General features: G+C 61.2%; 25 protein-coding genes and 1 tRNA gene. 24 read left to right on the forward strand and 2 right to left on the reverse strand.

Annotation, left to right across the window (positions count from 1 at the left end; genetic code table 11):
- Positions 1 to 254: 254 nt before the first annotated feature.
- Positions 255 to 339 (reverse strand) — tRNA-Leu (locus AD659_RS04145).
- Positions 340 to 447: 108 nt separating this feature from the next.
- Between AD659_RS04145 and queA the strand changes: the two genes are divergently transcribed.
- From queA to AD659_RS04175, 6 genes are all read left to right on the forward strand, one after another.
- Positions 448 to 1,497, forward strand: a complete 1,050-nt coding sequence (gene queA / locus AD659_RS04150; RefSeq protein ID WP_025211994.1) for a tRNA preQ1(34) S-adenosylmethionine ribosyltransferase-isomerase QueA — start codon at positions 448 to 450, stop codon at positions 1,495 to 1,497.
- A 14-nt stretch (positions 1,498 to 1,511) separates the two neighbouring features.
- Positions 1,512 to 2,627, forward strand: coding sequence for a tRNA guanosine(34) transglycosylase Tgt (tgt, locus tag AD659_RS04155; protein ID WP_161951757.1), 1,116 nt, complete (start codon positions 1,512 to 1,514; stop codon positions 2,625 to 2,627).
- 43 nt (positions 2,628 to 2,670) lie between these two features.
- Positions 2,671 to 3,006: a preprotein translocase subunit YajC gene (gene yajC / locus AD659_RS04160; protein ID WP_007982729.1), complete on the forward strand. Its 336-nt coding sequence runs from the start codon at positions 2,671 to 2,673 to the stop codon at positions 3,004 to 3,006.
- A 63-nt stretch (positions 3,007 to 3,069) separates the two neighbouring features.
- The gene (gene secD / locus AD659_RS04165; RefSeq protein WP_053118616.1) at positions 3,070 to 4,938 is read left to right on the forward strand and encodes a protein translocase subunit SecD; all 1,869 of its coding nucleotides are present in this window, start codon (positions 3,070 to 3,072) and stop codon (positions 4,936 to 4,938) included.
- Between the two features lie 9 nt (positions 4,939 to 4,947).
- Entirely contained in the window at positions 4,948 to 5,862 is a 915-nt protein-coding gene (secF, locus tag AD659_RS04170; RefSeq protein ID WP_053118618.1) for a protein translocase subunit SecF, read from the forward strand.
- A 116-nt stretch (positions 5,863 to 5,978) separates the two neighbouring features.
- The gene (locus tag AD659_RS04175) at positions 5,979 to 6,527 is read left to right on the forward strand and encodes a glycine zipper 2TM domain-containing protein (RefSeq protein ID WP_014336691.1); all 549 of its coding nucleotides are present in this window, start codon (positions 5,979 to 5,981) and stop codon (positions 6,525 to 6,527) included.
- 348 nt (positions 6,528 to 6,875) lie between these two features.
- Here the strand turns inward: AD659_RS04175 and suhB are convergent, their stop codons facing one another.
- Positions 6,876 to 7,694 carry a type III secretion system regulator SuhB gene (gene suhB, locus AD659_RS04180; RefSeq protein ID WP_003185165.1) on the reverse strand — a complete coding sequence of 273 codons (819 nt, stop codon included), beginning with the start codon at positions 7,692 to 7,694 and terminating at the stop codon, positions 6,876 to 6,878.
- Positions 7,695 to 7,838: 144 nt separating this feature from the next.
- Between suhB and trmJ the strand changes: the two genes are divergently transcribed.
- From trmJ to bamB, 18 genes are all read left to right on the forward strand, one after another.
- Positions 7,839 to 8,609, forward strand: a complete 771-nt coding sequence (gene trmJ, locus AD659_RS04185; protein ID WP_003185164.1) for a tRNA (cytosine(32)/uridine(32)-2'-O)-methyltransferase TrmJ — start codon at positions 7,839 to 7,841, stop codon at positions 8,607 to 8,609.
- A 1-nt stretch (position 8,610) separates the two neighbouring features.
- Positions 8,611 to 9,387 carry a serine O-acetyltransferase gene (gene cysE, locus AD659_RS04190; protein ID WP_003197992.1) on the forward strand — a complete coding sequence of 259 codons (777 nt, stop codon included), beginning with the start codon at positions 8,611 to 8,613 and terminating at the stop codon, positions 9,385 to 9,387.
- Positions 9,388 to 9,654: 267 nt separating this feature from the next.
- The gene (gene iscR, locus AD659_RS04195) at positions 9,655 to 10,146 is read left to right on the forward strand and encodes a Fe-S cluster assembly transcriptional regulator IscR (protein ID WP_041475746.1); all 492 of its coding nucleotides are present in this window, start codon (positions 9,655 to 9,657) and stop codon (positions 10,144 to 10,146) included.
- A 50-nt stretch (positions 10,147 to 10,196) separates the two neighbouring features.
- Entirely contained in the window at positions 10,197 to 11,411 is a 1,215-nt protein-coding gene (locus tag AD659_RS04200) for an IscS subfamily cysteine desulfurase (protein WP_024616410.1), read from the forward strand.
- A 43-nt stretch (positions 11,412 to 11,454) separates the two neighbouring features.
- Positions 11,455 to 11,841 carry a Fe-S cluster assembly scaffold IscU gene (iscU, locus tag AD659_RS04205; RefSeq protein ID WP_003185157.1) on the forward strand — a complete coding sequence of 129 codons (387 nt, stop codon included), beginning with the start codon at positions 11,455 to 11,457 and terminating at the stop codon, positions 11,839 to 11,841.
- 25 nt (positions 11,842 to 11,866) lie between these two features.
- Positions 11,867 to 12,190, forward strand: coding sequence for an iron-sulfur cluster assembly protein IscA (gene iscA / locus AD659_RS04210; RefSeq protein WP_003185155.1), 324 nt, complete (start codon positions 11,867 to 11,869; stop codon positions 12,188 to 12,190).
- Between the two features lie 8 nt (positions 12,191 to 12,198).
- Positions 12,199 to 12,720, forward strand: a complete 522-nt coding sequence (gene hscB / locus AD659_RS04215) for a co-chaperone HscB (RefSeq protein WP_053118620.1) — start codon at positions 12,199 to 12,201, stop codon at positions 12,718 to 12,720.
- Positions 12,721 to 12,770: 50 nt separating this feature from the next.
- Positions 12,771 to 14,633: a Fe-S protein assembly chaperone HscA gene (hscA, locus tag AD659_RS04220; protein WP_053118622.1), complete on the forward strand. Its 1,863-nt coding sequence runs from the start codon at positions 12,771 to 12,773 to the stop codon at positions 14,631 to 14,633.
- Between the two features lie 3 nt (positions 14,634 to 14,636).
- Positions 14,637 to 14,978, forward strand: coding sequence for an ISC system 2Fe-2S type ferredoxin (gene fdx / locus AD659_RS04225; RefSeq protein ID WP_018611575.1), 342 nt, complete (start codon positions 14,637 to 14,639; stop codon positions 14,976 to 14,978).
- A 14-nt stretch (positions 14,979 to 14,992) separates the two neighbouring features.
- Positions 14,993 to 15,193 carry a Fe-S cluster assembly protein IscX gene (gene iscX, locus AD659_RS04230; RefSeq protein WP_053118624.1) on the forward strand — a complete coding sequence of 67 codons (201 nt, stop codon included), beginning with the start codon at positions 14,993 to 14,995 and terminating at the stop codon, positions 15,191 to 15,193.
- Between the two features lie 91 nt (positions 15,194 to 15,284).
- Entirely contained in the window at positions 15,285 to 15,710 is a 426-nt protein-coding gene (gene ndk, locus AD659_RS04235) for a nucleoside-diphosphate kinase (RefSeq protein WP_042727994.1), read from the forward strand.
- A gap of 28 nt (positions 15,711 to 15,738) precedes the next feature.
- Positions 15,739 to 16,887: a dual-specificity RNA methyltransferase RlmN gene (gene rlmN / locus AD659_RS04240; RefSeq protein WP_053118626.1), complete on the forward strand. Its 1,149-nt coding sequence runs from the start codon at positions 15,739 to 15,741 to the stop codon at positions 16,885 to 16,887.
- 12 nt (positions 16,888 to 16,899) lie between these two features.
- Positions 16,900 to 17,658 carry a type IV pilus biogenesis/stability protein PilW gene (pilW, locus tag AD659_RS04245; RefSeq protein ID WP_053118628.1) on the forward strand — a complete coding sequence of 253 codons (759 nt, stop codon included), beginning with the start codon at positions 16,900 to 16,902 and terminating at the stop codon, positions 17,656 to 17,658.
- Entirely contained in the window at positions 17,658 to 18,680 is a 1,023-nt protein-coding gene (locus tag AD659_RS04250) for a RodZ domain-containing protein (protein WP_053118630.1), read from the forward strand. Before pilW ends, AD659_RS04250 begins: the two co-directional genes overlap by 1 nt.
- Before the next feature lie 3 nt (positions 18,681 to 18,683).
- Positions 18,684 to 19,793: a flavodoxin-dependent (E)-4-hydroxy-3-methylbut-2-enyl-diphosphate synthase gene (gene ispG, locus AD659_RS04255; protein ID WP_003185136.1), complete on the forward strand. Its 1,110-nt coding sequence runs from the start codon at positions 18,684 to 18,686 to the stop codon at positions 19,791 to 19,793.
- 22 nt (positions 19,794 to 19,815) lie between these two features.
- The gene (gene hisS / locus AD659_RS04260; RefSeq protein WP_053118632.1) at positions 19,816 to 21,105 is read left to right on the forward strand and encodes a histidine--tRNA ligase; all 1,290 of its coding nucleotides are present in this window, start codon (positions 19,816 to 19,818) and stop codon (positions 21,103 to 21,105) included.
- A 40-nt stretch (positions 21,106 to 21,145) separates the two neighbouring features.
- The gene (locus AD659_RS04265) at positions 21,146 to 21,787 is read left to right on the forward strand and encodes a YfgM family protein (RefSeq protein ID WP_053118634.1); all 642 of its coding nucleotides are present in this window, start codon (positions 21,146 to 21,148) and stop codon (positions 21,785 to 21,787) included.
- Positions 21,780 to 22,931, forward strand: coding sequence for an outer membrane protein assembly factor BamB (gene bamB / locus AD659_RS04270; protein WP_053118636.1), 1,152 nt, complete (start codon positions 21,780 to 21,782; stop codon positions 22,929 to 22,931). Before AD659_RS04265 ends, bamB begins: the two co-directional genes overlap by 8 nt.
- Positions 22,932 to 23,022 lie beyond the last annotated feature (91 nt).

Here is a 23,022-nt window from a genome sequence, read left to right on the forward strand (position 1 = left end):
GGGCCACTCGAAGCATCGGTGGGTGCAGTGACATTTTTGTGAGCGCTTCGCGCTCAAGCGGGAGCAAGCTCCCTCGCCACAGGTTATTCCTCGCCATAGGTTGGGTATTTGGGGGCTGCTTTGCAGCCCAGCGGGGATAAATCCCCTCACCACAAAAGCGGGTAGAGGATTGGCTGAACTCTGCATTACCCGCAGAAAACCACTTTCCTACAGACGAAAAAAAAGACCTTAAATTTCAAGGTCTTTCTTTAAGATGGTGCCCCGAGGGAGACTCGAACTCCCACTCCTTTCGAAAACGGATTTTGAATCCGCCGCGTCTACCAATTCCGCCATCAGGGCTCAATGGCGGCGAAGTATAGAGAGGTGCCTACCGTTGGTCAATCACGTTTCATGGTGAATTTTTGATAATTCCGCTAGACTTTCCGGCCCTGCTAGACGAACCCCATCATGCGTGTTGCTGACTTTACCTTCGAACTCCCGGATTCGCTGATCGCTCGCCATCCTCTGGCCGAGCGTCGCGCCAGTCGACTGTTGACCCTGGACGGGGTCAGCGGTGCCATGGCTCACCGTCAATTCACTGATTTGCTTGAGCATTTGCGCCCGGGCGATTTGATGGTGTTCAACAATACCCGCGTCATTCCCGCGCGTTTGTTTGGCCAGAAGGCCTCCGGCGGCAAGCTGGAGATTCTGGTGGAGCGGGTGCTGGACAGCCATCGCGTGCTGGCCCATGTGCGGTCGAGCAAGTCGCCCAAGCCGGGTTCGTCGATTTTGATCGACGGCGGCGGTGAGGCGGTGATGGTGGCGCGGCATGACGCGTTGTTCGAGCTGGAATTTGCCGAAGAGGTGTTGCCGCTGCTCGACCGTGTCGGGCACATGCCGTTGCCTCCTTATATAGACCGCCCGGACGAAGGTTCGGACCGCGAGCGTTATCAGACCGTGTATGCCGAGCGCCTGGGGGCGGTGGCGGCGCCGACGGCGGGGCTGCATTTTGATCAGCCGTTGCTGGAGGCGATTGCCGCCAAGGGCGTGGAAACGGCGTTCGTGACGCTGCACGTCGGCGCCGGTACGTTTCAGCCGGTGCGTGTGGAGCGTATCGAAGACCACCACATGCACAACGAATGGCTGGAAGTGAGCCAGGAAGTGGTCGATGCCGTGGCGGCCTGTCGTGCCCGCGGTGGTCGGGTGGTGGCGGTGGGGACCACCAGTGTGCGGTCCCTGGAAAGCGCCGCTCGCGATGGCGTGCTCAAGCCGTTCAGTGGCGACACCGACATCTTTATCTACCCGGGCCGGCCGTTTCATGTGGTCGATGCCCTGGTCACCAATTTTCATTTGCCCGAATCCACGCTGTTGATGCTGGTTTCGGCGTTCGCCGGTTATCCCGAAGCCATGGCCGCCTACAAGGCCGCCGTCGAGCATGGATACCGCTTTTTCAGCTACGGTGATGCGATGTTCATCACCCGTAACCCCGCGCCACGCGGACCCGAGGAAACAGTATGAGTCGCACCTGTCGCATGTCCTTCGAGTTGCTTGCCACCGATGGCAAGGCTCGTCGCGGTCGTCTGACCTTCCCCCGCGGTACCGTGGAAACCCCAGCGTTCATGCCGGTGGGCACCTACGGCACGGTCAAGGGCATGCTGCCGCGTGACATCGAGGCGATTGGCGCGGAGATCATCCTGGGCAACACCTTCCACCTGTGGCTGCGCCCGGGCATGGAAGTGATCAAGGCCCACGGTGACTTGCACGATTTCATGCAGTGGAAGGGCCCGATCCTGACCGACTCCGGCGGTTTCCAGGTGTTCAGCCTCGGTGCGATGCGCAAGATCAAGGAGGAGGGCGTGACCTTCGCTTCTCCGGTGGACGGTTCCAAGGTGTTCATGGGCCCGGAAGAGTCGATGCAGGTGCAACGCGACCTGGGCTCGGACATCGTGATGATCTTCGACGAATGCACGCCGTACCCGGCGGATGAAGATGTGGCGCGGGTGTCCATGGAGCTGTCGTTGCGTTGGGCCCAGCGTTCGAAGAACGCCCATGGCGAGAACACCGCGGCGCTGTTCGGCATCGTTCAGGGCGGCATGCACCGCGACCTGCGCATGCGCTCCCTCGAAGGCCTGGACAAGATCGGCTTCGACGGCCTGGCGATTGGCGGCCTGTCGGTGGGCGAGCCGAAGCACGAGATGATCAAAGTGCTCGATTACCTGCCGGGCGAAATGCCAGCTGACAAACCTCGTTACCTTATGGGCGTTGGCAAACCGGAAGATCTGGTTGAGGGTGTGCGCCGCGGGGTGGACATGTTCGATTGCGTGATGCCAACCCGTAATGCCCGCAATGGGCATCTGTTCATCGACACGGGTGTGCTGAAGATCCGTAACGCGTTCCATCGCCATGATGATTCGCCGCTCGATCCGACGTGCGATTGCTACACCTGCCAGAACTTCTCTCGCGCTTATCTGCATCATTTGGACAAGTGCGGCGAAATGCTCGGCAGTATGCTCAATACCATCCACAATTTGCGCCATTATCAGGTGCTTATGGCTGGTTTGCGCGAGGCTATCCAACAGGGTACATTGGCCGCCTTTGTCGAGGCCTTCTATGCCAAGCGCGGGTTGCCTGTTCCGCCTTTGGACTGAGTTTTCCGATCCCTAGATTCAATACTTGCAACTGGAGTGCTAAATGAGCTTTTTTATCTCTAATGCCATGGCTGACGCGGCTGCACCGGCTGCTGGCCCTATGGGCGGTGGTTTCGAGTGGATTTTCCTGGTCGGCTTCCTGGTCATCTTCTACCTGATGATCTGGCGTCCACAGGCCAAGCGCGCCAAAGAGCAGAAGAACCTGCTGAGCAGCTTGCAGAAAGGCGACGAAGTGGTCACCACCGGCGGCATCGCTGGCAAGATCACCAAAGTGGCTGATGACTTCGTGGTACTGGAAGTGTCCGACACTGTTGAAATGAAGTTCCAGAAGGGCGCCATCGCGGCCACGCTGCCAAAAGGCACGCTGAAAGCGATCTAAGTAACAACTTCTCTTCAATCGACGGGGCGCGCAAGGCGCCCCGCGTCATAAGCGGGCGGCGTGATGCTGAACAAATACCCTCTGTGGAAATATGTACTGATCCTGGCGGTGCTGGCGGTCGGTCTGATTTATTCCGCTCCCAATCTATACCCGGATGACCCGGCCATTCAGGTCAGTGGCGCAAGCACTGCGCTGCAGGTCACCCAGGCCGATCTGGACCGTGCGAGCGCTGCGCTCAAGGCGTCCAATATCGAGGTCAAGGCTGCGTCCATCGCCGAAAACGGCAAGGGCGGCCTGTTGCGCCTGGTCAAGGCGGAAGACCAACTGCCAGCCAAGGACGTGGTGCGCAAGGCGTTGGGCGACGATTACGTTGTAGCCCTGAACCTGGCCCAGACCACCCCGCAATGGCTGCGCAAGCTTGGCGCGCACCCGATGAAGCTGGGCCTGGACTTGTCCGGCGGTGTGCACTTCCTGCTGGAAGTGGACATGGAAAAAGCCCTCGACGCGCGGATGAAAGTCTACGAAGGCGACGTCAAGAGCCTGTTGCGCAAAGAGCGCCTGCGTTATCGCAGCCTGCCGCCACTCGACGGTGCCATTCAGTTGGGCTTCAGCGATGAAGATACCCGCGAGCAGGCCCGTGCGCTGATCCGCAAGAACTTCAACGATTTCGACATTGTGCCGGCCGACCTCAATGGTCAGGCGGTGCTGCGTCTGGCGATGACCCCGGCCAAGCTGGCGGAAATCCGCGAATACTCCATCAAGCAGAACTTGACCACGGTGCGTAACCGCGTCAACGAGCTGGGTGTGGCCGAGCCGATCGTGCAGCGCCAGGGCGCCAACCGCATCGTGGTTGAGCTGCCTGGCGTGCAGGACACGGCCGAAGCCAAGCGTATCCTCGGCAAGACGGCCAACCTGGAATTCCGCCTGGCCGCTGAGCCGGGTGCTTCCAAGGCCACGTCCGAGAGCTTCGAGTTCCGTGAGGGCGGTCGTCCGGCGGCGCAGATCGAGCGTGGCTTGATCATCACCGGTGACCAGGTGACCGACGCCCAGGCGGGCTTCGACGAGCAGGGTCGCCCACAGGTGAACATTCGCCTCGACGGCCACGGCGGCGAACTGATGAGCCGCGCCACGCGCAGCAACGTCGGTCGCAGCATGGCGGTGATCTTCATCGAGCAGAAGCCGACTACCACCTACACCAAGCAAGTGGTCAACGGTGTCGAGAAAGACGTACCGGTCCAGACCTTCAAGGAAGAGAAGAAGATCATCAGCCTGGCGACCATCCAGTCGCCGCTGGGCAGCCAGTTCCGCATCACCGGCCTTACCGGCCAGGGTGAATCCTCGGAACTGGCCCTGCTGCTGCGTGCCGGTGGCCTGGCCGCGCCGATGTACTTCGCGGAAGAGCGCACCATTGGCCCGAGCCTGGGTGCCGACAACATCACCAAGGGTGTCGATGCATCCCTGTGGGGCATGCTGTTCGTGTCGCTGTTCATCATCGCCATCTACCGCTTCTTCGGCCTCATCGCCACCGTCGCGCTGGCGGTGAACATGGTGCTGCTGCTGGCCCTGATGTCCTTGCTGGGCGCCACGCTGACCCTGCCGGGTATCGCCGGTATCGTGTTGACCATGGGCATGGCGGTGGACGCCAACGTGCTGATCTTCTCGCGGATACGTGAAGAGATCGCCGCGGGCATGTCGATCCAGCGGGCAATCAACGAAGGCTTCGGCCGGGCATTCACCGCGATTCTCGACTCCAACCTGACCACGTTGCTGGTCGGCGGGATTCTCTTTGCCATGGGCACCGGCCCGGTCAAGGGCTTTGCAGTGACCATGTCCCTCGGGATCTTTACCTCGATGTTCACAGCCATCATGGTGACCCGCGCAATGGTCAACCTGATCTTTGGCGGTCGTGACTTCAAGAAGTTGTGGATTTAAGGGGCTGCCATGTTACGTACAATCAACTTCATGGGCGTTCGCAATATTGCGTTCGGCGTCACATTGTTTCTTACGGTCCTGGCGTTGTTCAGCTGGGCCACCAAGGGCTTGAACTACGGCCTGGACTTCACCGGCGGTACGCTCATCGAGCTGACCTACGAGCGTCCGGCCGACGTCACCAAGGTGCGTGAGCAGCTGGCGAGCTCGGGATACAACGATGCCATCGTGCAGAGCTTCGGTGCGACGACGGACCTGTTGGTGCGCATGCCGGGTGAAGACCCGCAATTGGGTCACCAGGTAGCCGAAGCCTTGCAGAAGGCCGGCGGCGACAACCCGGCCCAGGTCAAGCGCGTCGAGTTCGTTGGCCCGCAAGTGGGTGAAGAGCTGCGCGACCAGGGCGGCCTCGGCATGCTGTTGGCGCTGGGCGGCGTGATGCTCTACCTGGCTTTCCGCTTCCAGTGGAAGTTCGCGGTGGGCGCCATTGTCTCGCTGATCCACGACGTGATCGTGACCGTGGGCATCCTGTCGTTCTTCCAGATCACCTTCGATTTGACGGTGCTGGCGGCGGTGCTGGCGATCATCGGTTACTCGCTCAACGACACCATCGTGGTGTTCGACCGGGTGCGTGAAAACTTCCGTGTGCTGCGCAAGGCGTCCTTGATCGAGAACATCAACATCTCGACTACCCAGACCCTGTTGCGGACCATGGCAACGTCGATCTCCACCTTGCTGGCGATTGCCGCGCTGCTGTTCTTTGGCGGCGACAACCTGTTCGGTTTCTCCATCGCGCTGTTCATCGGTGTGATGGCGGGTACTTACTCGTCGATCTACATCGCCAACGTGGTGTTGATCTGGCTGAACCTGAGCACCGAGGACCTGATTCCTCCAGCGGCCACTGACACCGAGGTGGATGACCGCCCGTAAGGCTCGGTTTCCGTCCGTCACCGCTGAAAAGGCGCGAGTTGAACTCGCGCCTTTTTTTATGCTCCAAGGCTGGGAGAAGCGCGGATTATTCCGCTTGTGATGGTCAGGAGGTTCAAGTGAACAAATCGATGCTGGTTGGTGCGGTATTGGGTGCTGTCGGTGTAACAGCCGGTGGTGCGGTCGCCACCTACAGCTTGGTAAAAAGTGGCCCTGAGTATGCGCAAGTATTGGCCGTGGAACCGGTCAAGACCCAGATCAAGACCCCGCGTGAAGTCTGCAAGGACGTCACCGTGACTCGGCAGAAGCCTGTCCAGGACCAACACCAGATCGCCGGCACCGTGCTCGGCGCCGTGGCCGGTGGCCTGTTGGGCAACCAGATCGGCGGCGGCACCGGCAAGAAAATCGCCACCGTGGCGGGTGCGGCCGGTGGTGGTTATGCCGGTAACAAGATTCAGGAAGGCATGCAGGAACGCGACACCTACACCACCACCCAGACTCGCTGCAATACGGTCAATGACATCAGCGACAAGGTGGTGGGCTACGACGTTCGCTACATGCTCGACGGCAAAGAAGGCAAAGTCCGCATGGACCGCGACCCGGGCAACCAGATTCCGGTGAGCAAGGAAGGCCAACTGATCCTGGGTCAGAACGAACCAGCCCAGTAATCCAACCGCTATGAAAGAAGCACCCTTCGGGGTGCTTTTTTTATGCCCGCATTTCCAAGCCCACGCCAATCCCCTGTGGATACAAAACCTGCGCCCCTCCTCAAATCCCCTGTGGGAGCAGCCTGCTCGCGATAGCGCTGGTTCAGCCTGCATCCATGTCCAGGGTGCAATCCATTGTGGCGAGGGAGCTTGCTCCCGCTGGCTGCGCAGCAGCCCCAAAATCTTGCGGTCGCTGCGCAACCGAGCGGGAGCAAGCTCCCTCGCCACAGTGTCCACCTCTGAGCTGAGTGGTGTGAAACAGGCATAAAAAAAGCACCCCGAAAGGTGCTTTTTCTGTAGCCGAACTGCTTAACGCTTCAGCGAAGCCGGCAAGTGCGGCTGGATAGCTGTCAGCACAGCCTTGAAGCATTTGGTGTTGCCGGCAACGATGTGGCCCTTTTCAAGGAAATCATGGCCACCGGTGAAGTCGCTCACCAAACCACCGGCTTCCTGGATCAACAGGGCGCCCGCCGCCATGTCCCACTCGGACAGGCCCGACTCCCAGAACGCATCGAAACGGCCAGCAGCCACATAAGCCAGGTCCAGGCTCGCAGCACCGGCGCGGCGGATGCCGGCGGTCTGGCCGACCAGGGCGCGGAACATGCCCAAATAGTTATCCAGGTTGTCCATCTGGTCGTCACGGAACGGGAAGCCGGTGCCCAGCAGGGCGCCGTCCAGGCTGGTGCGGCCGCTGACGCGCAGGCGACGACCGTTCAGTTGGGCGCCACGGCCACGGCTGGCAGTGAATTCTTCCTGGCGAACCGGGTCCAGCACGACGGCGTGTTCCAGGCGGCCACGGTATTTGCAGGCGATGCTGACCGCGAAGTGAGGAATGCCGCGCAGGAAGTTGGTGGTGCCGTCCAGCGGATCGATGATCCACAGGTACTCTTCGCCTTCGATGCCAGTACCGGCGTGCATGCCAGTCTCTTCACCGAGGATGGAGTGGTTCGGGTAAGCCTTGCGCAGGGCGTCGACGATCTTCTGTTCGGCGGCGCGATCGACCTCGGACACGTAGTCCTTGGCGTCTTTTTCATCGACCTTGATGGTATCCAGGCGCTCGATGGAGCGGAAGATCAGTTCACTGGCGCTGCGGGCGGCGCGCAGCGCGATATTCAGCATGGGCTGCATGGATGTGTCACCTAAGGTTGTTAAAGAAAGCCGCGCATTCTATCAGAAAGTTTTCTCAGGAGAAGGTTGGTGTTCGCTTTCATAGCTTAACGGTAGGTGCTTATGTAAGATTTGCTCCCTTTATCGTGTTCGAGAGCGCCTCCCTTGTTGCAGAACATTCGTGTCGTCCTGGTCAATACCAGCCATCCGGGTAACATCGGCGGAGCTGCGCGGGCCATGAAGAACATGGGCCTGTCGCGCCTGGTGCTGGTCGAGCCGCGCTTGTTTCCCCATCACGAAGCCGACGCCCGGGCCTCCGGCGCTGGCGACATCCTCGCCAACGCCCAGGTCGTCGCCACCCTCGAAGATGCCTTGGTGGGCTGCAACCTGGTGCTCGGCACCAGCGCCCGCGACCGGCGTATCCCCTGGCCGCTGCTCGATCCCCGCGAATGCGGCACCAAAGTGGTCGAGGAAGCTGCGCAAGGCTTTGAAATCGCCCTGGTGTTCGGCCGTGAAGACTCCGGCCTGACCAATGATGAGCTGCAGCGATGTCACTTTCACGTGCATATCCCTTCCGACCCCGAGTTCAGTTCCTTGAACCTGGGGGCGGCGGTGCAGGTGTTGAGCTATGAAGTGCGCATGGCTTGGCTGGCAGCCGAAGGCAAGCCCAGCAAAGTCGAAAAAACCGAGGTTACGTCGCCGCGCAGTGAGACACTGGCGACCATGGACGAGTTGGAACGATTCTTTGAGCACCTGGAACAGACCCTGGTGGACATCGAGTTCCTCGACCCGGAAAAGCCGCGACACTTGATGGCGCGCCTGCGTCGGTTGTACGGACGAAGCTCGGTGAGCCGGGCGGAGATGAATATATTGCGCGGCATCCTCACGGAAACCCAGAAGGCGGCCCGTGGCGAGCTGATTAAGCGGAAGAAATAAAATGTTCGAACGTTTGCGTGAAGATATCCAAAGTGTTTTTCATCGTGACCCGGCGGCGCGCAATGCCTTTGAAGTGCTGACCTGCTACCCGGGCATGCATGCCATCTGGATCCATCGCCTGTCCGGCGCCTTGTGGAACATGGGCTGGAAGTGGCTGGCGCGGCTGGTCTCGAACTTCGGGCGCTGGTTGACCGGCATCGAGATCCACCCAGGCGCCAAGGTCGGTCGGCGGTTCTTCATCGACCACGGCATGGGCATCGTCATCGGTGAAACCGCCGAGATCGGCGACGACGTGACCCTGTACCAGGGCGTGACCCTCGGCGGCACCAGTTGGAACAAAGGCAAGCGCCACCCGACGCTGGAAGACGGCGTGGTGGTCGGCGCCGGCGCCAAGGTGCTCGGGCCGTTCACGGTCGGGGCGGGGGCGAAAGTCGGCTCCAACGCCGTGGTGACCAAGGCTGTGCCGCCGGGTGCGACCGTGGTGGGTATTCCGGGGCGGATCATCGTCAAGTCCGATGACGAGCAGGACGCCCGTCGCAAGGCCATGGCCGAGAAGATCGGCTTCGACGCCTACGGTGTCGGCGAAGACATGCCTGACCCGGTCGCCCGCGCCATCAACCAGTTGCTCGATCATCTGCAAGCAGTGGATGGGCGCCTGGAGGGAATGTGCGGCGCCCTGAAGGACCTGGGCAGTAATTACTGCGCCAAGGACCTGCCTGAACTGCGCGAGGAAGACTTTGCGTGTGTGAAGGACAAGGATGAGACCCAGGCCAGCTGACACCCGGATGGCCTCATCGCGAGCAAGCTCGCTCCCACAGGGGATTTGTGTCGTACACCATTATGTGTTCACCCATGGCCCCCTGTGGGAGCGAGCTTGCTCGCGATAAACGATAACGCGGTATAGCTGGTCGCCGCCGACCAGCCTTTGCTATCATGCGCGCGCTCTTTCGCGGGTAAACCTGAGTAAAGCACTAGGTCTTATACTTGACTTAAATACTCGGGAATTGCATACTCGCCCCCATTCCGAACTCCGTGGTAATTGTCCATGCGACTGACTACAAAAGGCCGATACGCCGTGACCGCAATGCTGGATCTGGCATTGCATGCGCAGCACGGGCCGGTGTCCCTGGCCGATATCTCCGAGCGCCAGGGCATTTCCCTGTCCTACCTTGAACAGCTGTTCGCCAAGCTGCGCCGCAGCAACCTGGTTTCCAGCGTTCGCGGTCCCGGCGGCGGCTACCAGCTGTCGCGCGACATGCAGGGCATCCAGGTCGCCCAGGTGATCGATGCAGTGAACGAATCGGTCGATGCGACCAAATGCCAGGGCCTTGGCGACTGCCATGGCGGCGATACTTGCCTGACCCACCATTTGTGGTGCGACCTCAGCCTGCAGATCCACGAATTTCTAAGCGGTATCAGCTTGGCTGACCTTGTAACTCGCCGTGAGGTGCAAGAAGTAGCCCAGCGTCAGGACCAGCGCCGTTGCAACAGCAAGTCGCTGCACCTCGACAAGATTGAAGCGTCCGCCGTCGAATGACCGCCGCAGAGCACGCGGAACGCCAGCCAGCCTGATTTAGGAGAGAGTCCATGAAATTGCCGATTTACCTTGATTACTCAGCGACCACCCCGGTTGATCCGCGTGTTGCGCAGAAAATGAGTGAATGCCTGCTGGTCGACGGAAACTTCGGCAACCCGGCGTCCCGTTCCCACGTGTTCGGCTGGAAGGCCGAAGAGTCGGTGGAAAACGCCCGTCGCCAAGTCGCCGACCTGGTCAACGCCGACCCGCGTGAAATCGTCTGGACCTCCGGTGCCACCGAATCCGACAACCTGGCAATCAAGGGTGTCGCGCATTTCTACCACACCAAGGGCAAACACCTGATCACCTCCAAGATCGAGCACAAGGCTGTCCTGGACACCATGCGCCAACTGGAGCGTGAAGGCTTCGAAGTCACCTACATCGAGCCCGGTGAAGACGGCATCATCACCCCGGCCATGGTCGAAGCCGCCCTGCGCGACGACACCATCCTGGTCTCGATCATGCACGTGAACAACGAAATCGGCACCGTCAACGACATCGCCGCCATCGGCGAACTGACCCGCTCCAAGGGCGTCCTGTTCCACGTCGACGGCGCGCAGTCCACTGGCAAGGTCGACATCGACCTGTCCAAGCTGAAAGTCGACCTGATGTCGTTCTCCGCCCACAAGACCTACGGTCCTAAAGGCATCGGCGCGCTGTACGTCAGCCGCAAGCCGCGTGTTCGCATCGAAGCGACCATGCACGGCGGTGGTCACGAGCGTGGCATGCGTTCCGGTACCCTGGCGACCCACCAGATCGTCGGCATGGGTGAGGCTTTCCGTGTAGCCAAGGAAGACATGGCTGCCGAGAACGTGCGCATCAAGGCCCTGAGCGACCGCTTCTTCAAGCAGGTCGAGCACCTGGAAGAACTCTACGTCAACGGCAGCCTGACCGCCCGCGTACCGCACAACCTGAACCTGAGCTTCAACTACGTTGAAGGCGAGTCGCTGATCATGGCGCTCAAGGATCTGGCCGTGTCGTCCGGTTCGGCGTGCACTTCGGCGTCCCTGGAGCCTTCGTACGTACTGCGCGCCCTGGGCCGCAACGACGAACTGGCCCACAGCTCGATCCGCTTCACCTTCGGCCGTTTCACCACCGAAGAAGAAATCGATTACGCCGCGCAGAAAGTCTGCGAGGCCGTTACCAAGCTGCGCGCTCTTTCGCCGCTGTGGGACATGTACAAAGACGGCGTCGACATTTCGAAAATCGAATGGGCGGCGCACTGAGAAGTCGCCACCAGAGCGGCTCCACTGATGAGGATTGAAGCAAATGGCATATAGCGAAAAGGTCATCGACCACTACGAGAACCCGCGCAACGTCGGCAAGATGGACGCGCAGGATCCTGATGTCGGCACCGGCATGGTCGGCGCCCCGGCGTGCGGCGACGTCATGCGCCTGCAAATCAAGGTCAACGAGCAGGGCATCATCGAAGACGCCAAGTTCAAGACCTACGGCTGCGGTTCGGCCATTGCGTCCAGCTCCCTGGCCACCGAGTGGATGAAGGGCAAGACCCTTGATGAAGCCGAAACCATCAAGAACACCCAGCTGGCCGAAGAACTGGCCCTGCCGCCAGTGAAGATCCACTGCTCGGTACTCGCCGAAGACGCCATCAAGGCCGCCGTTCGCGATTACAAGCAGAAGAAAGGCTTGATCTGATCCGCGTTACGGTAAGGAGTTTTCCATGGCTATCCAGATGACAGAAGCGGCAGCTAACCATATCCAGCGCTCCCTTGCGGGGCGCGGCAAGGGCGAGGGTATCCGCCTGGGTGTTCGCACCACGGGCTGTTCTGGCCTCGCCTATGTACTGGAATTCGTCGACGAAGTGGGCGAAGACGATCAGGTATTCGAAAGTCATGGTCAGAAAGTGATCATCGACCCGAAGAGCCTGACGTACCTGGACGGCACCGAGCTGGATTTCGTCAAGGAAGGGTTGAACGAAGGCTTCAAGTTCAACAACCCCAACGTGCGCGGTGAATGTGGCTGCGGCGAAAGCTTCAACATCTGAGGCGGCTCGTGGGTACTCCTTGTCATTTTGCGTTGTTCCAGTTGCAGCCTGCTTTCCAGCTGGATCTCGAGCAGTTGTCCGCGCGTTACCTTGAGCTGGCCCGTGGCGTCCATCCCGACCGCTTTGCCGATGCCTCCGAGGCGGAGCAGCGGCGGGCGCTCGAGCAGTCGGCGAACCTCAACGAGGCTTACCAGACGCTCAAGCACCCGGCCAAGCGCGCGCGTTACCTGCTCGCGATCAGCGGCCATGAGTTGCCGCTGGAGGTCACGGTCCACGATCCCGAGTTTCTGTTGCAGCAGATGCAATGGCGCGAAGAACTCGAAGACCTGCAGGACAGCGCCGACCTGGCCGGTGTCGCGGTATTCAAGCGCCGCTTGAAGGACGCCCAGCAAACACTGAACGAAAGCTTCGCAGCCTGCTGGAACGATGCCGCGCAACGCGAACAGGCCGAACGCCTGATGCGGCGCATGCAGTTCCTCGACAAGCTCACCTACGAAGTGCGCCAGCTAGAAGAGCGCCTCGACGATTAACCCAGTGCCGCTCCGGTCGCACGCCTGATTACAGATAAGACCTGATTACGATGGCCCTACTGCAGATCGCCGAACCCGGCCAAAGTCCACAACCGCACCAGCGTCGCCTGGCTGTCGGGATCGACTTGGGTACCACCAATTCCCTGGTCGCTGCCTTGCGCAGCGGTCTTTCCGAACCGCTGGCCGACGAGCAGGGACGGGTGATCCTGCCGTCCGCCGTGCGTTATCACGCCGATCGCGTCGAAGTGGGCGAGTCGGCCAAGCTGGCCGCCGCCACCGATCCGTTTAACACCATTGTCTCGGTCAAGCGCTTGATGGGTCGTGGTCTGTCCGACGTCAAGCAATTGGGCGAGCAACTGCCGTACCGCTTCGTCGGTGGCGAATCCCACATGCCGTTCATCGAAACCGTGCAGGGCCCGAAAAGCCCGGTCGAGGTTTCCGCCGACATCCTCAAGGTCCTGCGCCAACGTGCCGAAGCGGCGTTGGGCGGTGAACTGGTGGGTGCGGTCATCACCGTCCCGGCCTATTTCGACGACGCCCAGCGCCAAGCCACCAAGGACGCGGCCAAGCTCGCCGGTCTGAACGTGCTGCGCCTGCTCAACGAGCCGACCGCCGCGGCGGTTGCATATGGCCTGGACCAGCATGCCGAAGGCCTCGTCGCCATCTACGACCTGGGTGGCGGCACCTTCGATATTTCGATCCTGCGCCTGACCGGCGGCGTCTTCGAAGTCCTGGCCACCGGTGGCGACAGCGCCCTGGGCGGCGATGACTTCGACCACGCCATCGCCGGCTGGATCATCGAGCAGGCCGGCCTCTGCGCCGACCTCGACCCCGGTGCTCAACGCCATCTGCTGCAAACCGCCTGCGCCGCCAAGGAAGCCTTGACCGACGCCGCCACGGTTGACGTCGCTTATGGCGAGTGGAAAGCCGCGCTGACTCGCGAAGCCTTCGACGCCCTGATCGAACCCATGGTCGCCCGCAGCCTCAAGGCCTGCCGCCGCGCCGTGCGTGATTCCGGCGTGGAGCTGGAAGACGTCAAGGCTGTGGTCATGGTCGGTGGTTCGACCCGGGTGCCGCGGGTTCGCGAAGCCGTTGCCGAGGCCTTTGGCCGTCAGCCGCTGACCGAAATCGACCCCGACCAGGTGGTCGCCATCGGTGCCGCGATCCAGGCCGATACCCTGGCCGGCAACAAGCGCGACGGCGGCGAACTGCTGTTGCTCGACGTGATTCCGTTGTCCCTGGGGCTGGAAACCATGGGCGGCCTGATGGAGAAGGTGATTCCGCGCAACACCACCATCCCGGTTGCCCGCGCCCAGGACTTCACCACCTATAAAGACGGCCAGTCGGCCATGATGATCCACGTGCTGCAAGGCGAGCGTGAACTGATCAGCGACTGCCGTTCCCTGGCCCGCTTCGAATTGCGCGGCATCCCGGCCATGGTTGCCGGTGCGGCGAAGATCCGCGTGACCTTCCAGGTCGATGCCGACGGTTTGCTCAACGTTTCCGCCCGCGAACTGGGTTCGGGCGTGGAGGCGAGCATCCAGGTCAAGCCGTCCTATGGCCTGACCGACGGCGAAATCGCCAAGATGCTCAAGGATTCCTTCCAGCACGCCAGCGACGACAAGGTCGCGCGGGTGCTGCGCGAGCAACAGGTCGACGCCCAGCGCCTGATCGAAGCCGTGGAAGGGGCCCTTGAGGCCGACGGCGAGCGTTTGCTCGACGCTGAAGAGCGCATGGTCATCGAGCTGCAGATGCAGGAATTGTCCGAATTGATCAAAGGCACCGATGGCTATGCCATCGAGCAGCAGACCAAGCGTCTGTCGCAGGTCACCGATGCCTTTGCTGCCCGCCGCCTGGACTCGACGGTGAAAGCCGCCCTGGCGGGGCGCAACCTGAATGAAATCGAGGAATAACTGATGCCGCAGGTGATTTTTCTGCCCCACGAGAAGTTCTGTCCGGAGGGCATGGTCGTGGAGGCCGAGCCCGGAATTTCCATTCTCGAACTGGCCCATGAACACCATATCGAGATGGAAAGTGCCTGTGGCGGCGTCTGCGCTTGCACGACGTGCCATTGCATCATTCGTGAAGGGTTTGATTCGCTGGAAGAAGCGGACGATCTGGAGGAAGATTTCCTCGATCGCGCCTGGGGCCTGGAAGCGCAATCGCGCCTGGGTTGCCAAGCCATCGTCGGCACTGAAGACCTGACCGTCGAAATCCCGAAATATTCGCTTAACCATGCGGCTGAAGCGCCGCACTGATTCAAGGAACTGTCATGGGCCTTAAATGGGTTGATGTACAAGAAATCGCTATCCTGTTGGCCGACGGTCATCCGGATGTGGATCCCTATTCGGTGAACTTTGTGGCATTGCGTGACCTGGTCATGGCTTTGCCGGGGTTTGACGACGAGCGGGATCGCGGCGGTGAAAAGGTCCTTGAAGCGATCCAGACTGCCTGGAAAGAAGAGCAGGACTGAAGCCTCCCTTACGCAGTTAGGCAATACCCAAGAACCCGCGTATAATTCGCGGGTTTAATTTTTCGCAAATTACCGTTTCTGGAGTTACACCATGGCTGTTCAACGTACTTTCTCCATCATCAAGCCTGACGCCGTTGCTAAAAACGTGATCGGCAAGATCGTTACCCGCTTCGAAGACGCTGGCCTGCGCGTTGTAGCTTCGAAAATGAAGCAACTGTCCAAAGCCGAAGCCGAAGGCTTCTACGCTGAGCACAGCGAGCGCGGTTTCTTCGGTGAGCTGGTTGCCTTCATGACTTCCGGTCCGGTTGTCGTTCAGGTGCTGGAAGGCGAAAACGCCATCGCTCGCAACCGTGAGCTGATGGGCGCTACCAACCCTAAAGAAGCTGCTGCCGGCACCATCCGTGCTGACTTCGCTGAATCCATCGACGCCAACGCCGTCCACGGTTCGGACTCCGAAGCCGCCGCTGCTCGCGAAATCGCTTACTTTTTCTCCGCTACTGAAGTAACCACTCGCTAAGCCCAGGCTTTTGAGTGAAGGTGAATCCATGACTACATCGAACGGCAAAACCAACCTGTTGGGCCTGACCCAGCCGGAAATGGAGAAATTCTTCGACTCGATCGGGGAGAAGCGTTTCCGTGCCGGCCAGGTGATGAAATGGATTCACCACTTTGGCGTCGACGACTTCGATGCCATGACGAATGTCGGCAAGGCCCTGCGCGAAAAGCTCAAGGCTGTTGCCGAGATTCGCGGCCCCGAAGTGGTCAGCCAGGACATTTCCAGCGACGGCACCCGCAAATGGGTGGTGCGCGTGGCGTCCGGCAGTTGCGTCGAGACCGTCTACATTCCCCAGGGCAAGCGCGGCACCTTGTGCGTTTCGTCCCAGGCAGGCTGTGCCCTGGATTGCAGTTTCTGCTCCACCGGCAAGCAAGGCTTCAATAGCAACCTCACCGCCGCCGAAGTGATCGGCCAGGTGTGGATTGCCAACAAATCCTTTGGCAGCGTCCCGGCGACCGTCGACCGTGCCATCACCAACGTGGTGATGATGGGCATGGGCGAGCCGCTGCTGAACTTCGACAACGTCGTCTCCGCCATGCACCTGATGATGGATGACCTGGGCTACGGCATCTCCAAGCGCCGCGTGACCCTGTCCACCTCCGGCGTGGTGCCGATGATCGATGAGCTGGCCAAGCACATCGACGTCTCCCTGGCGTTGTCGCTGCACGCACCCAATGACGCATTGCGTAACCAATTGGTGCCGATCAACAAGAAATATCCGCTTAAGATGCTGCTCGAGTCGTGCCAGCGCTACATGTCGTCCCTGGGCGAAAAGCGCGTGCTGACCATCGAGTACACGCTGCTCAAGGATGTGAACGACAAGGTCGAGCACGCGGTCGAGATGATCGAGCTGCTCAAGAACATCCCGTGCAAGATCAACCTGATCCCGTTCAACCCGTTCCCGCATTCCGGTTACGAGCGTCCGAGCAACAACGCGATTCGTCGCTTCCAGGATCAGCTTCACCACGCTGGCTTCAACGTCACCGTGCGCACCACCCGCGGCGAAGACATCGACGCCGCCTGTGGCCAATTGGTAGGACAGGTGCTGGATCGCACCCGTCGCAGCGAACGCTACATTGCCGTGCGTGAGTTGAACGCCGCGGACGATGCGGTGCAGAACGCTGCGAACAGTCACTAAGAGAGGAACTCTATGTCCCTGCGCTTCGCGCTCGTTTTGCTGTTGGCCGGCCTTTGTTCCGGTTGTGTCCTGTCGGGTGACTACAACCCGATGAAGACCAGCAAAGGGCGCGACGAGGCACGTGTGGCCTATGTGCAACTGGGCATCGGCTACCTGCAGCAGGGCATGACCGAGCGGGCCAAGGTGCCGCTCAAGAAAGCCCTGGAGCTGGACGATTCCGACCCGGATGCCAACGCGGCCCTGGCCTTGGTGTTCCAGGCCGAGATGGAGCCTGAGCTGGCCGACCAGCATTTTCGCAAGGCGCTGTCTGGTCGGCCCCAGGACGCACGGATCCTGAACAACTACGGCAGCTTTCTTTTCGAGCAGAAACGCTACAAGGAAGCCTACGAGCGCTTCGAGCAGGCTGCCGCCGATACCCTTTACCCTGAGCGTTCGCGGGTTTTCGAAAACCTCGGCATGACGGCCGCGCAGCTCGGCCAGCGTGACCTGGCCCGCCAGCAACTGGAAAAGGCGCTGCGGCTCAACCGCCAGCAACCGCGGGCGCTGCTGGAAATGGCTGAGTTGTCGTACGAAGACAGGCATTATGTGCCCGCGCGTGACTACTACGAGCGTTTTAGCCTGCTGAGTGAGCAAAATGCACGTAGTCTATTGCTCGGCGTTCGGCTGGCACATGTGTTTGAAGATCGCGACAAAGCTGCAAGCTACGGCTTGCAACTCAAAAGACTCTATCCCGGTACGCCGGAATATCAGCAATACCTGTCGGAGCAATGATGAAAGCGGCGCATCCCGAAGTTGTAGCAGCGACTCGCGTAAATCCCGGTGAGACCCTGCGTCAAGCCCGCGAAAGCAATGGTTGGTCGCTGGCCGAAGTGGCCCTCAAGCTCAATCTCACCGTGGCTTCCCTGGGTAACCTGGAAGCGGGCGCGTTCGACAAGCTGCCTGGGCACACCTTCGCCCGCGGCTACATCCGCGCCTATGCCAAGTTGCTTGGCATGGACCAGACCGTGCTGGTTCAGCAATTCGATCAATACACCGGCTCCGATGCCCAGGGCAGCAACGTGCACAGCCTGGGGCGCATCGAGGAGCCGGTTCGCGTGTCCCACACCATTTTGCGAATCGTCAGCCTGTTGCTACTCATCGCGGTGATTGGTGGCGGTTTTGTCTGGTGGCAGGATCAGGCTTCCTTGCGCAACAAGGAGCCGGTCGCCATGAACCCTGAGCACGTGGAGGTCGAGGGCGCCGACGGCACCACCCAGATCCATCCGCTGGACGAGCCGGAAGACCAGGCCGTCGTCGAAGGTCAGGCCGAAGGCGAAACCGCCCTGGCGTTGCCACAAAGCCCGGACGCCGCCGATGCCCAGGCGGGTGCCGAGCCGGCTGTTCCCGCCCCAGCCCCGACCGCTCCGGCTGCCCCGAACACCGGCAGCGCACCGATTGCCACGGCACCGGCCGCACCGAGCACGCCGGCACCGACCGTGGCCGCGCCTGCGACCCACGCCGCGCCAACCGCTCCAGTCGTCCCGACCGCTCCGGCCCCGGCGCCCGTCGCGGGTGAAGGCCAGGTCCAGATCCAGTTTGTCGCCGATTGCTGGACGCAGATCACCGACGGCAACGGCAAAGTGTTGTTCAGCGGCCTCAAGCGCAAGGGCGACAGCGCCTCCATCAACGGCAAGCCACCGTTTGCCGTACGCCTGGGTTATGCCCGTGGCGCGCAGGTCAGCTACAACGGCCAACCGGTCGACATCGCTCCGTTCACCAGTGGCGAGACCGCTCGCCTGAAGTTGGGTCAATAAGTCATGCACGGCGAATCTCCAATCAAGCGTCGCGAATCCCGGAAAATCTGGGTCGGTAACGTGCCCGTGGGCGGCGATGCGCCAATCGCTGTGCAGAGCATGACCAACAGCGACACCAATGACGTGGCCGCCACGGTCGCGCAGATCAACCGCCTGGAAGCCGCCGGTGTCGACATCGTGCGGGTATCGGTGCCGGACATGGACGCCGCCGAGGCGTTCGGCAAGATCAAGCAACTGGTCAAGGTCCCCTTGGTCGCCGACATCCACTTCGACTACCGCATCGCCCTGCGCGTGGCCGAGTTGGGTGTGGATTGCCTGCGCATCAACCCGGGCAACATCGGTCGCGAAGACCGTGTACGTGCCGTGGTGGATGCCGCTCGCGACCGGGGTATCCCGATCCGCATCGGCGTGAACGCCGGTTCCCTGGAAAAAGACCTGCAAAAGAAATACGGCGAACCGACCCCGGCGGCGCTGGTGGAGTCGGCCCTGCGCCATGTGGAGCACCTCGAACGCCTGAATTTCCAGGACTTCAAGGTCAGCGTGAAGGCCTCCGACGTGTTCATGGCCGTCGAAGCCTACCGCTTGCTGGCCAAGGAAATCGTCCAGCCGCTGCACCTGGGCATTACCGAAGCCGGTGGGTTGCGTTCGGGCACGGTGAAATCCGCCGTCGGCCTCGGTATGCTGCTCGCCGAAGGGATTGGCGATACCATCCGCATCTCGTTGGCGGCTGACCCGGTCGAGGAAGTGAAAGTCGGCTACGACATTCTCAAGTCCCTGCACCTGCGTTCCCGTGGCATCAACTTCATCGCCTGCCCGAGCTGCTCGCGGCAGAACTTCGATGTGGTCAAGACCATGAACGAACTGGAAGGGCGCCTCGAAGACCTGCTGGTGCCGCTGGATGTCGCGGTGATCGGTTGCGTGGTCAACGGGCCAGGCGAAGCCAAGGAGGCCCATATCGGCCTGACTGGCGGTACACCGAACCTGATTTACATCGACGGCAAGCCGTCGCAGAAACTGACGAATGACAATCTGGTGGATGAGCTGGAACGGCTGATTCGCCAGAAAGCGGCCGAAAAGGTCGAAGCCGACGCAGCGGTCATCGCGCGCGGTTAAGTCGAAAGATTAAGGAATACACGTGAGCAAGTCTCTGCAAGCCATTCGTGGCATGAACGACATCCTGCCCGACCAGACGCCCCTGTGGCGTTATTTCGAGGGCACCGTGGCGCGTCTGCTGGATAACTACGGCTACCGGCAGATCCGCATGCCGATCGTCGAGTTCACCGAGCTGTTCAAGCGCTCCATCGGCGAAGTGACCGACATCGTCGAAAAAGAGATGTACACCTTCGACGACCGCAACGGCGATTCCCTGACCCTGCGCCCCGAAGGCACGGCGGCTTGCGTCCGTGCGGTGCTCGAACACGGCATCACCGGCGGCGGCCAGGTGCAGAAACTCTGGTACATCGGCCCGATGTTCCGTCACGAACGCCCGCAGAAAGGCCGTTATCGCCAGTTCCACCAGATTGGCCTGGAAGTGTTCAACCTCGACGGCCCGGACATCGACGCCGAACTGATCGTCATGACCTGGCGTCTGTGGGGCGAGTTGGGGCTGCGTGATGCGGTCAAGCTCGAGCTCAACAGCCTGGGCACCAGCGAGTCCCGTGGCCGCTACCGTGAAGCGTTGGTGGAGTTTCTGTCCGCCCACCTGGACAAGCTCGACGAAGACAGCCAGCGCCGCCTGAAGACCAACCCGCTGCGCGTGCTCGACACCAAGAATGCCGAGACCCAAGCGGTCCTGGTGGACGCGCCGAAAATGGCCGACTACCTCGACGACGAATCCCGTGCCCACTTCGAAGGGCTGAAGGCGCGCCTCGACGCCGTGGGCATTCCTTACGTGATCAACCCCAAGTTGGTGCGCGGCCTGGATTACTACAGCAAGACCGTCTTCGAGTGGGTCACCGACAAACTCGGCGCCCAGGGCACCGTGTGTGCCGGCGGCCGCTACGACGGGCTGGTTGAGCAGATGGGCGGCAAGCCGACCCCGGGCGTGGGTTTTGCCATGGGCATCGAGCGCCTGGTGCTGATGCTTGAAGCCTTGGACAAGGTTCCCGAAGAGCTGTCCCGTCAGGTCGACGTCTACCTGTGCGCCTTTGGCGAGGCCGCCGAGCTGGCAGCCCTGTCGTTGAGCGAGCGGATCCGTGACCAGTTGCCCAACCTGCGCCTGCAGATCAACGCCGGCGCCGGCAGCTTCAAGAGCCAATTCAAGAAGGCCGACAAGAGCGGTGCGCTGTACGCATTGATCCTCGGTGACGACGAACTGGCCCAACAAGTGGTAGGTTTCAAACCCCTGCGTGGCCAGGGCGAACAACAAAGCATTGCCTGGGATGCGCTTGCTGCACACCTGGCCACCTGCGTCGTGCAGGGTTGAAGCTGTCAAACAGCCGATTTAGCGATTAAGGAGTATTGGGGTGTCGAGTACCGAAGATGAACAGCTGGCGGATTTGAAGGACTGGTGGACGCGCAACGGCAAGCCGCTGGTCACTGGCGGCCTGTTGGCGCTGGTCATCGTGTTCGGCTGGCAGGCCTACCAGAAATACCAGAGCAACCAGTCGCAAGGCGCCTCGGTGCTCTACCAGCAATTGCTGGAAACCACCCTGACCCCGGACGGCAAGCCTGACGCGGCCCGCGTGGCGGACCTGGCCGGCAAGCTCGACAAGGAATTCGCCGGCACTGCCTACGCGCAGTACGGTCGCCTGTTCGTGGCCAAGGTGGCGGTGGACAGCGGCAAGCTGGACGACGCGGCCGCCGAGCTCAAAGGCATCGTCGACAAACCGGTCAACCCGACCCTGGGCGAAGTGGCGCGTCAGCGCCTGGCCCAGGTGCTGGCTGCACAGAACAAGGCCGAAGACGCCTTGAAGCTGCTCGACGGTGATGCCGACAAGGCGTTCCTGGCGACCCGCGAAGAACTCAAGGGCGACCTGCTGGTACAGCTGGGCCGTGCCGATGAGGCCCATGCGGCCTACCAAAAAGCCAAGGCTGCGCTGTCGGATGAAGCCGCAGTCGGTGGCCTGCAAATCAAGCTGGACGACCTGGCCAAAGGGGATGCGTGACGTGATCCGTTGGAAACATGCAGCATTGCTGGCCCTGGCCATTCTGGCCGCGGGTTGCAGCAGCAACAGCAAGAAAGAACTGCCGCCGGCCGAACTGACCGACTTCAAAGAAGAAGTCGTGCTGCAGAAGCAGTGGAGCCGTTCCATCGGCGATGGCCAGGGTGAAACCTACAATATGCTGGTGCCGGCCATCGATGGCGACACCATCTATGCAGGCGACGTTACCGGCGTGGTGATGGCGATGGACCGCACCAACGGCGACGTCAAATGGGAAAAGGATCTTGAACTGCCGGTTTCCGGCGCCGTTGGCGTGGGTTACGGACTGGTCATGATCGGCACGCTCAAGGGCGAGATCGTCGCCCTGGACGCGAGCAGCGGTGAAGAAAAATGGCGCGCCCGCGTGACCAGCGAAGTGCTCGCACCGCCCGCTACCAACGGTGACGTGGTGGTGGTGCAGACCCAGGACGACCGTCTGATTGGCCTGGATGCCGCCACCGGCAACCAGCGCTGGCTGTACGACAGCACCCCGGCGGTCCTGACCCTGCGCGGCACCAGCGCGCCGATCGTCACCAACCGCCTGGCGGTGGCTGGCTTGTCGACCGGTAAAGTGGTCGCCTTGGATATTTCCAACGGCGTGCCGGTGTGGGAGCAGCGCGTAGCGATCCCGCAAGGTCGTTCGGAACTGGAGCGTGTGGTCGACATCGACGGCGGCTTGCTGCTGTCCGGCGGTACGCTGTACGTCGCCAGCTACCAAGGCCGCGTCGCGGCACTGGACCTGGAAAGCGGTCGTCCGCTGTGGCAGCGCGATGCGTCCAGCTACGCCGGTGTCGCCCAGGGTTTTGGCAGCGTCTACGTGAGCCTGTCCTCGGGTACCGTCGAAGGCGTTGACGAGCGTTCCACCACCGCATTGTGGAGCAACGATTCCCTGGCCCGTCGTCAACTGTCGGCCCCGGAGGTGTTCTCCAGCTACGTCGCAGTGGGTGACCTGGAAGGTTACCTGCACCTGCTCAGTCAGGTGGACGGTCGTTTCGTCGGCCGTGAGCGCATCGACAGCGACGGCCTGCGTGCCCGTCCGCTGGTGGTGGGCAACATGATCTATGTGTATGGCAACAGCGGCAAACTGGAAGCCCTGACCATCAAGTAAGACTATGCTTGGGTTAATTCCCAAGCGGCTTCATTCATGTGGGAGCGAGCTTGCTCGCGAAAGCGTTGGATCAGTCGATATCCATGTCACT

The sequence above is a fragment of the Pseudomonas thivervalensis genome (genome assembly GCF_001269655.1).
Lineage (GTDB): Bacteria > Pseudomonadota > Gammaproteobacteria > Pseudomonadales > Pseudomonadaceae > Aquipseudomonas > Aquipseudomonas thivervalensis.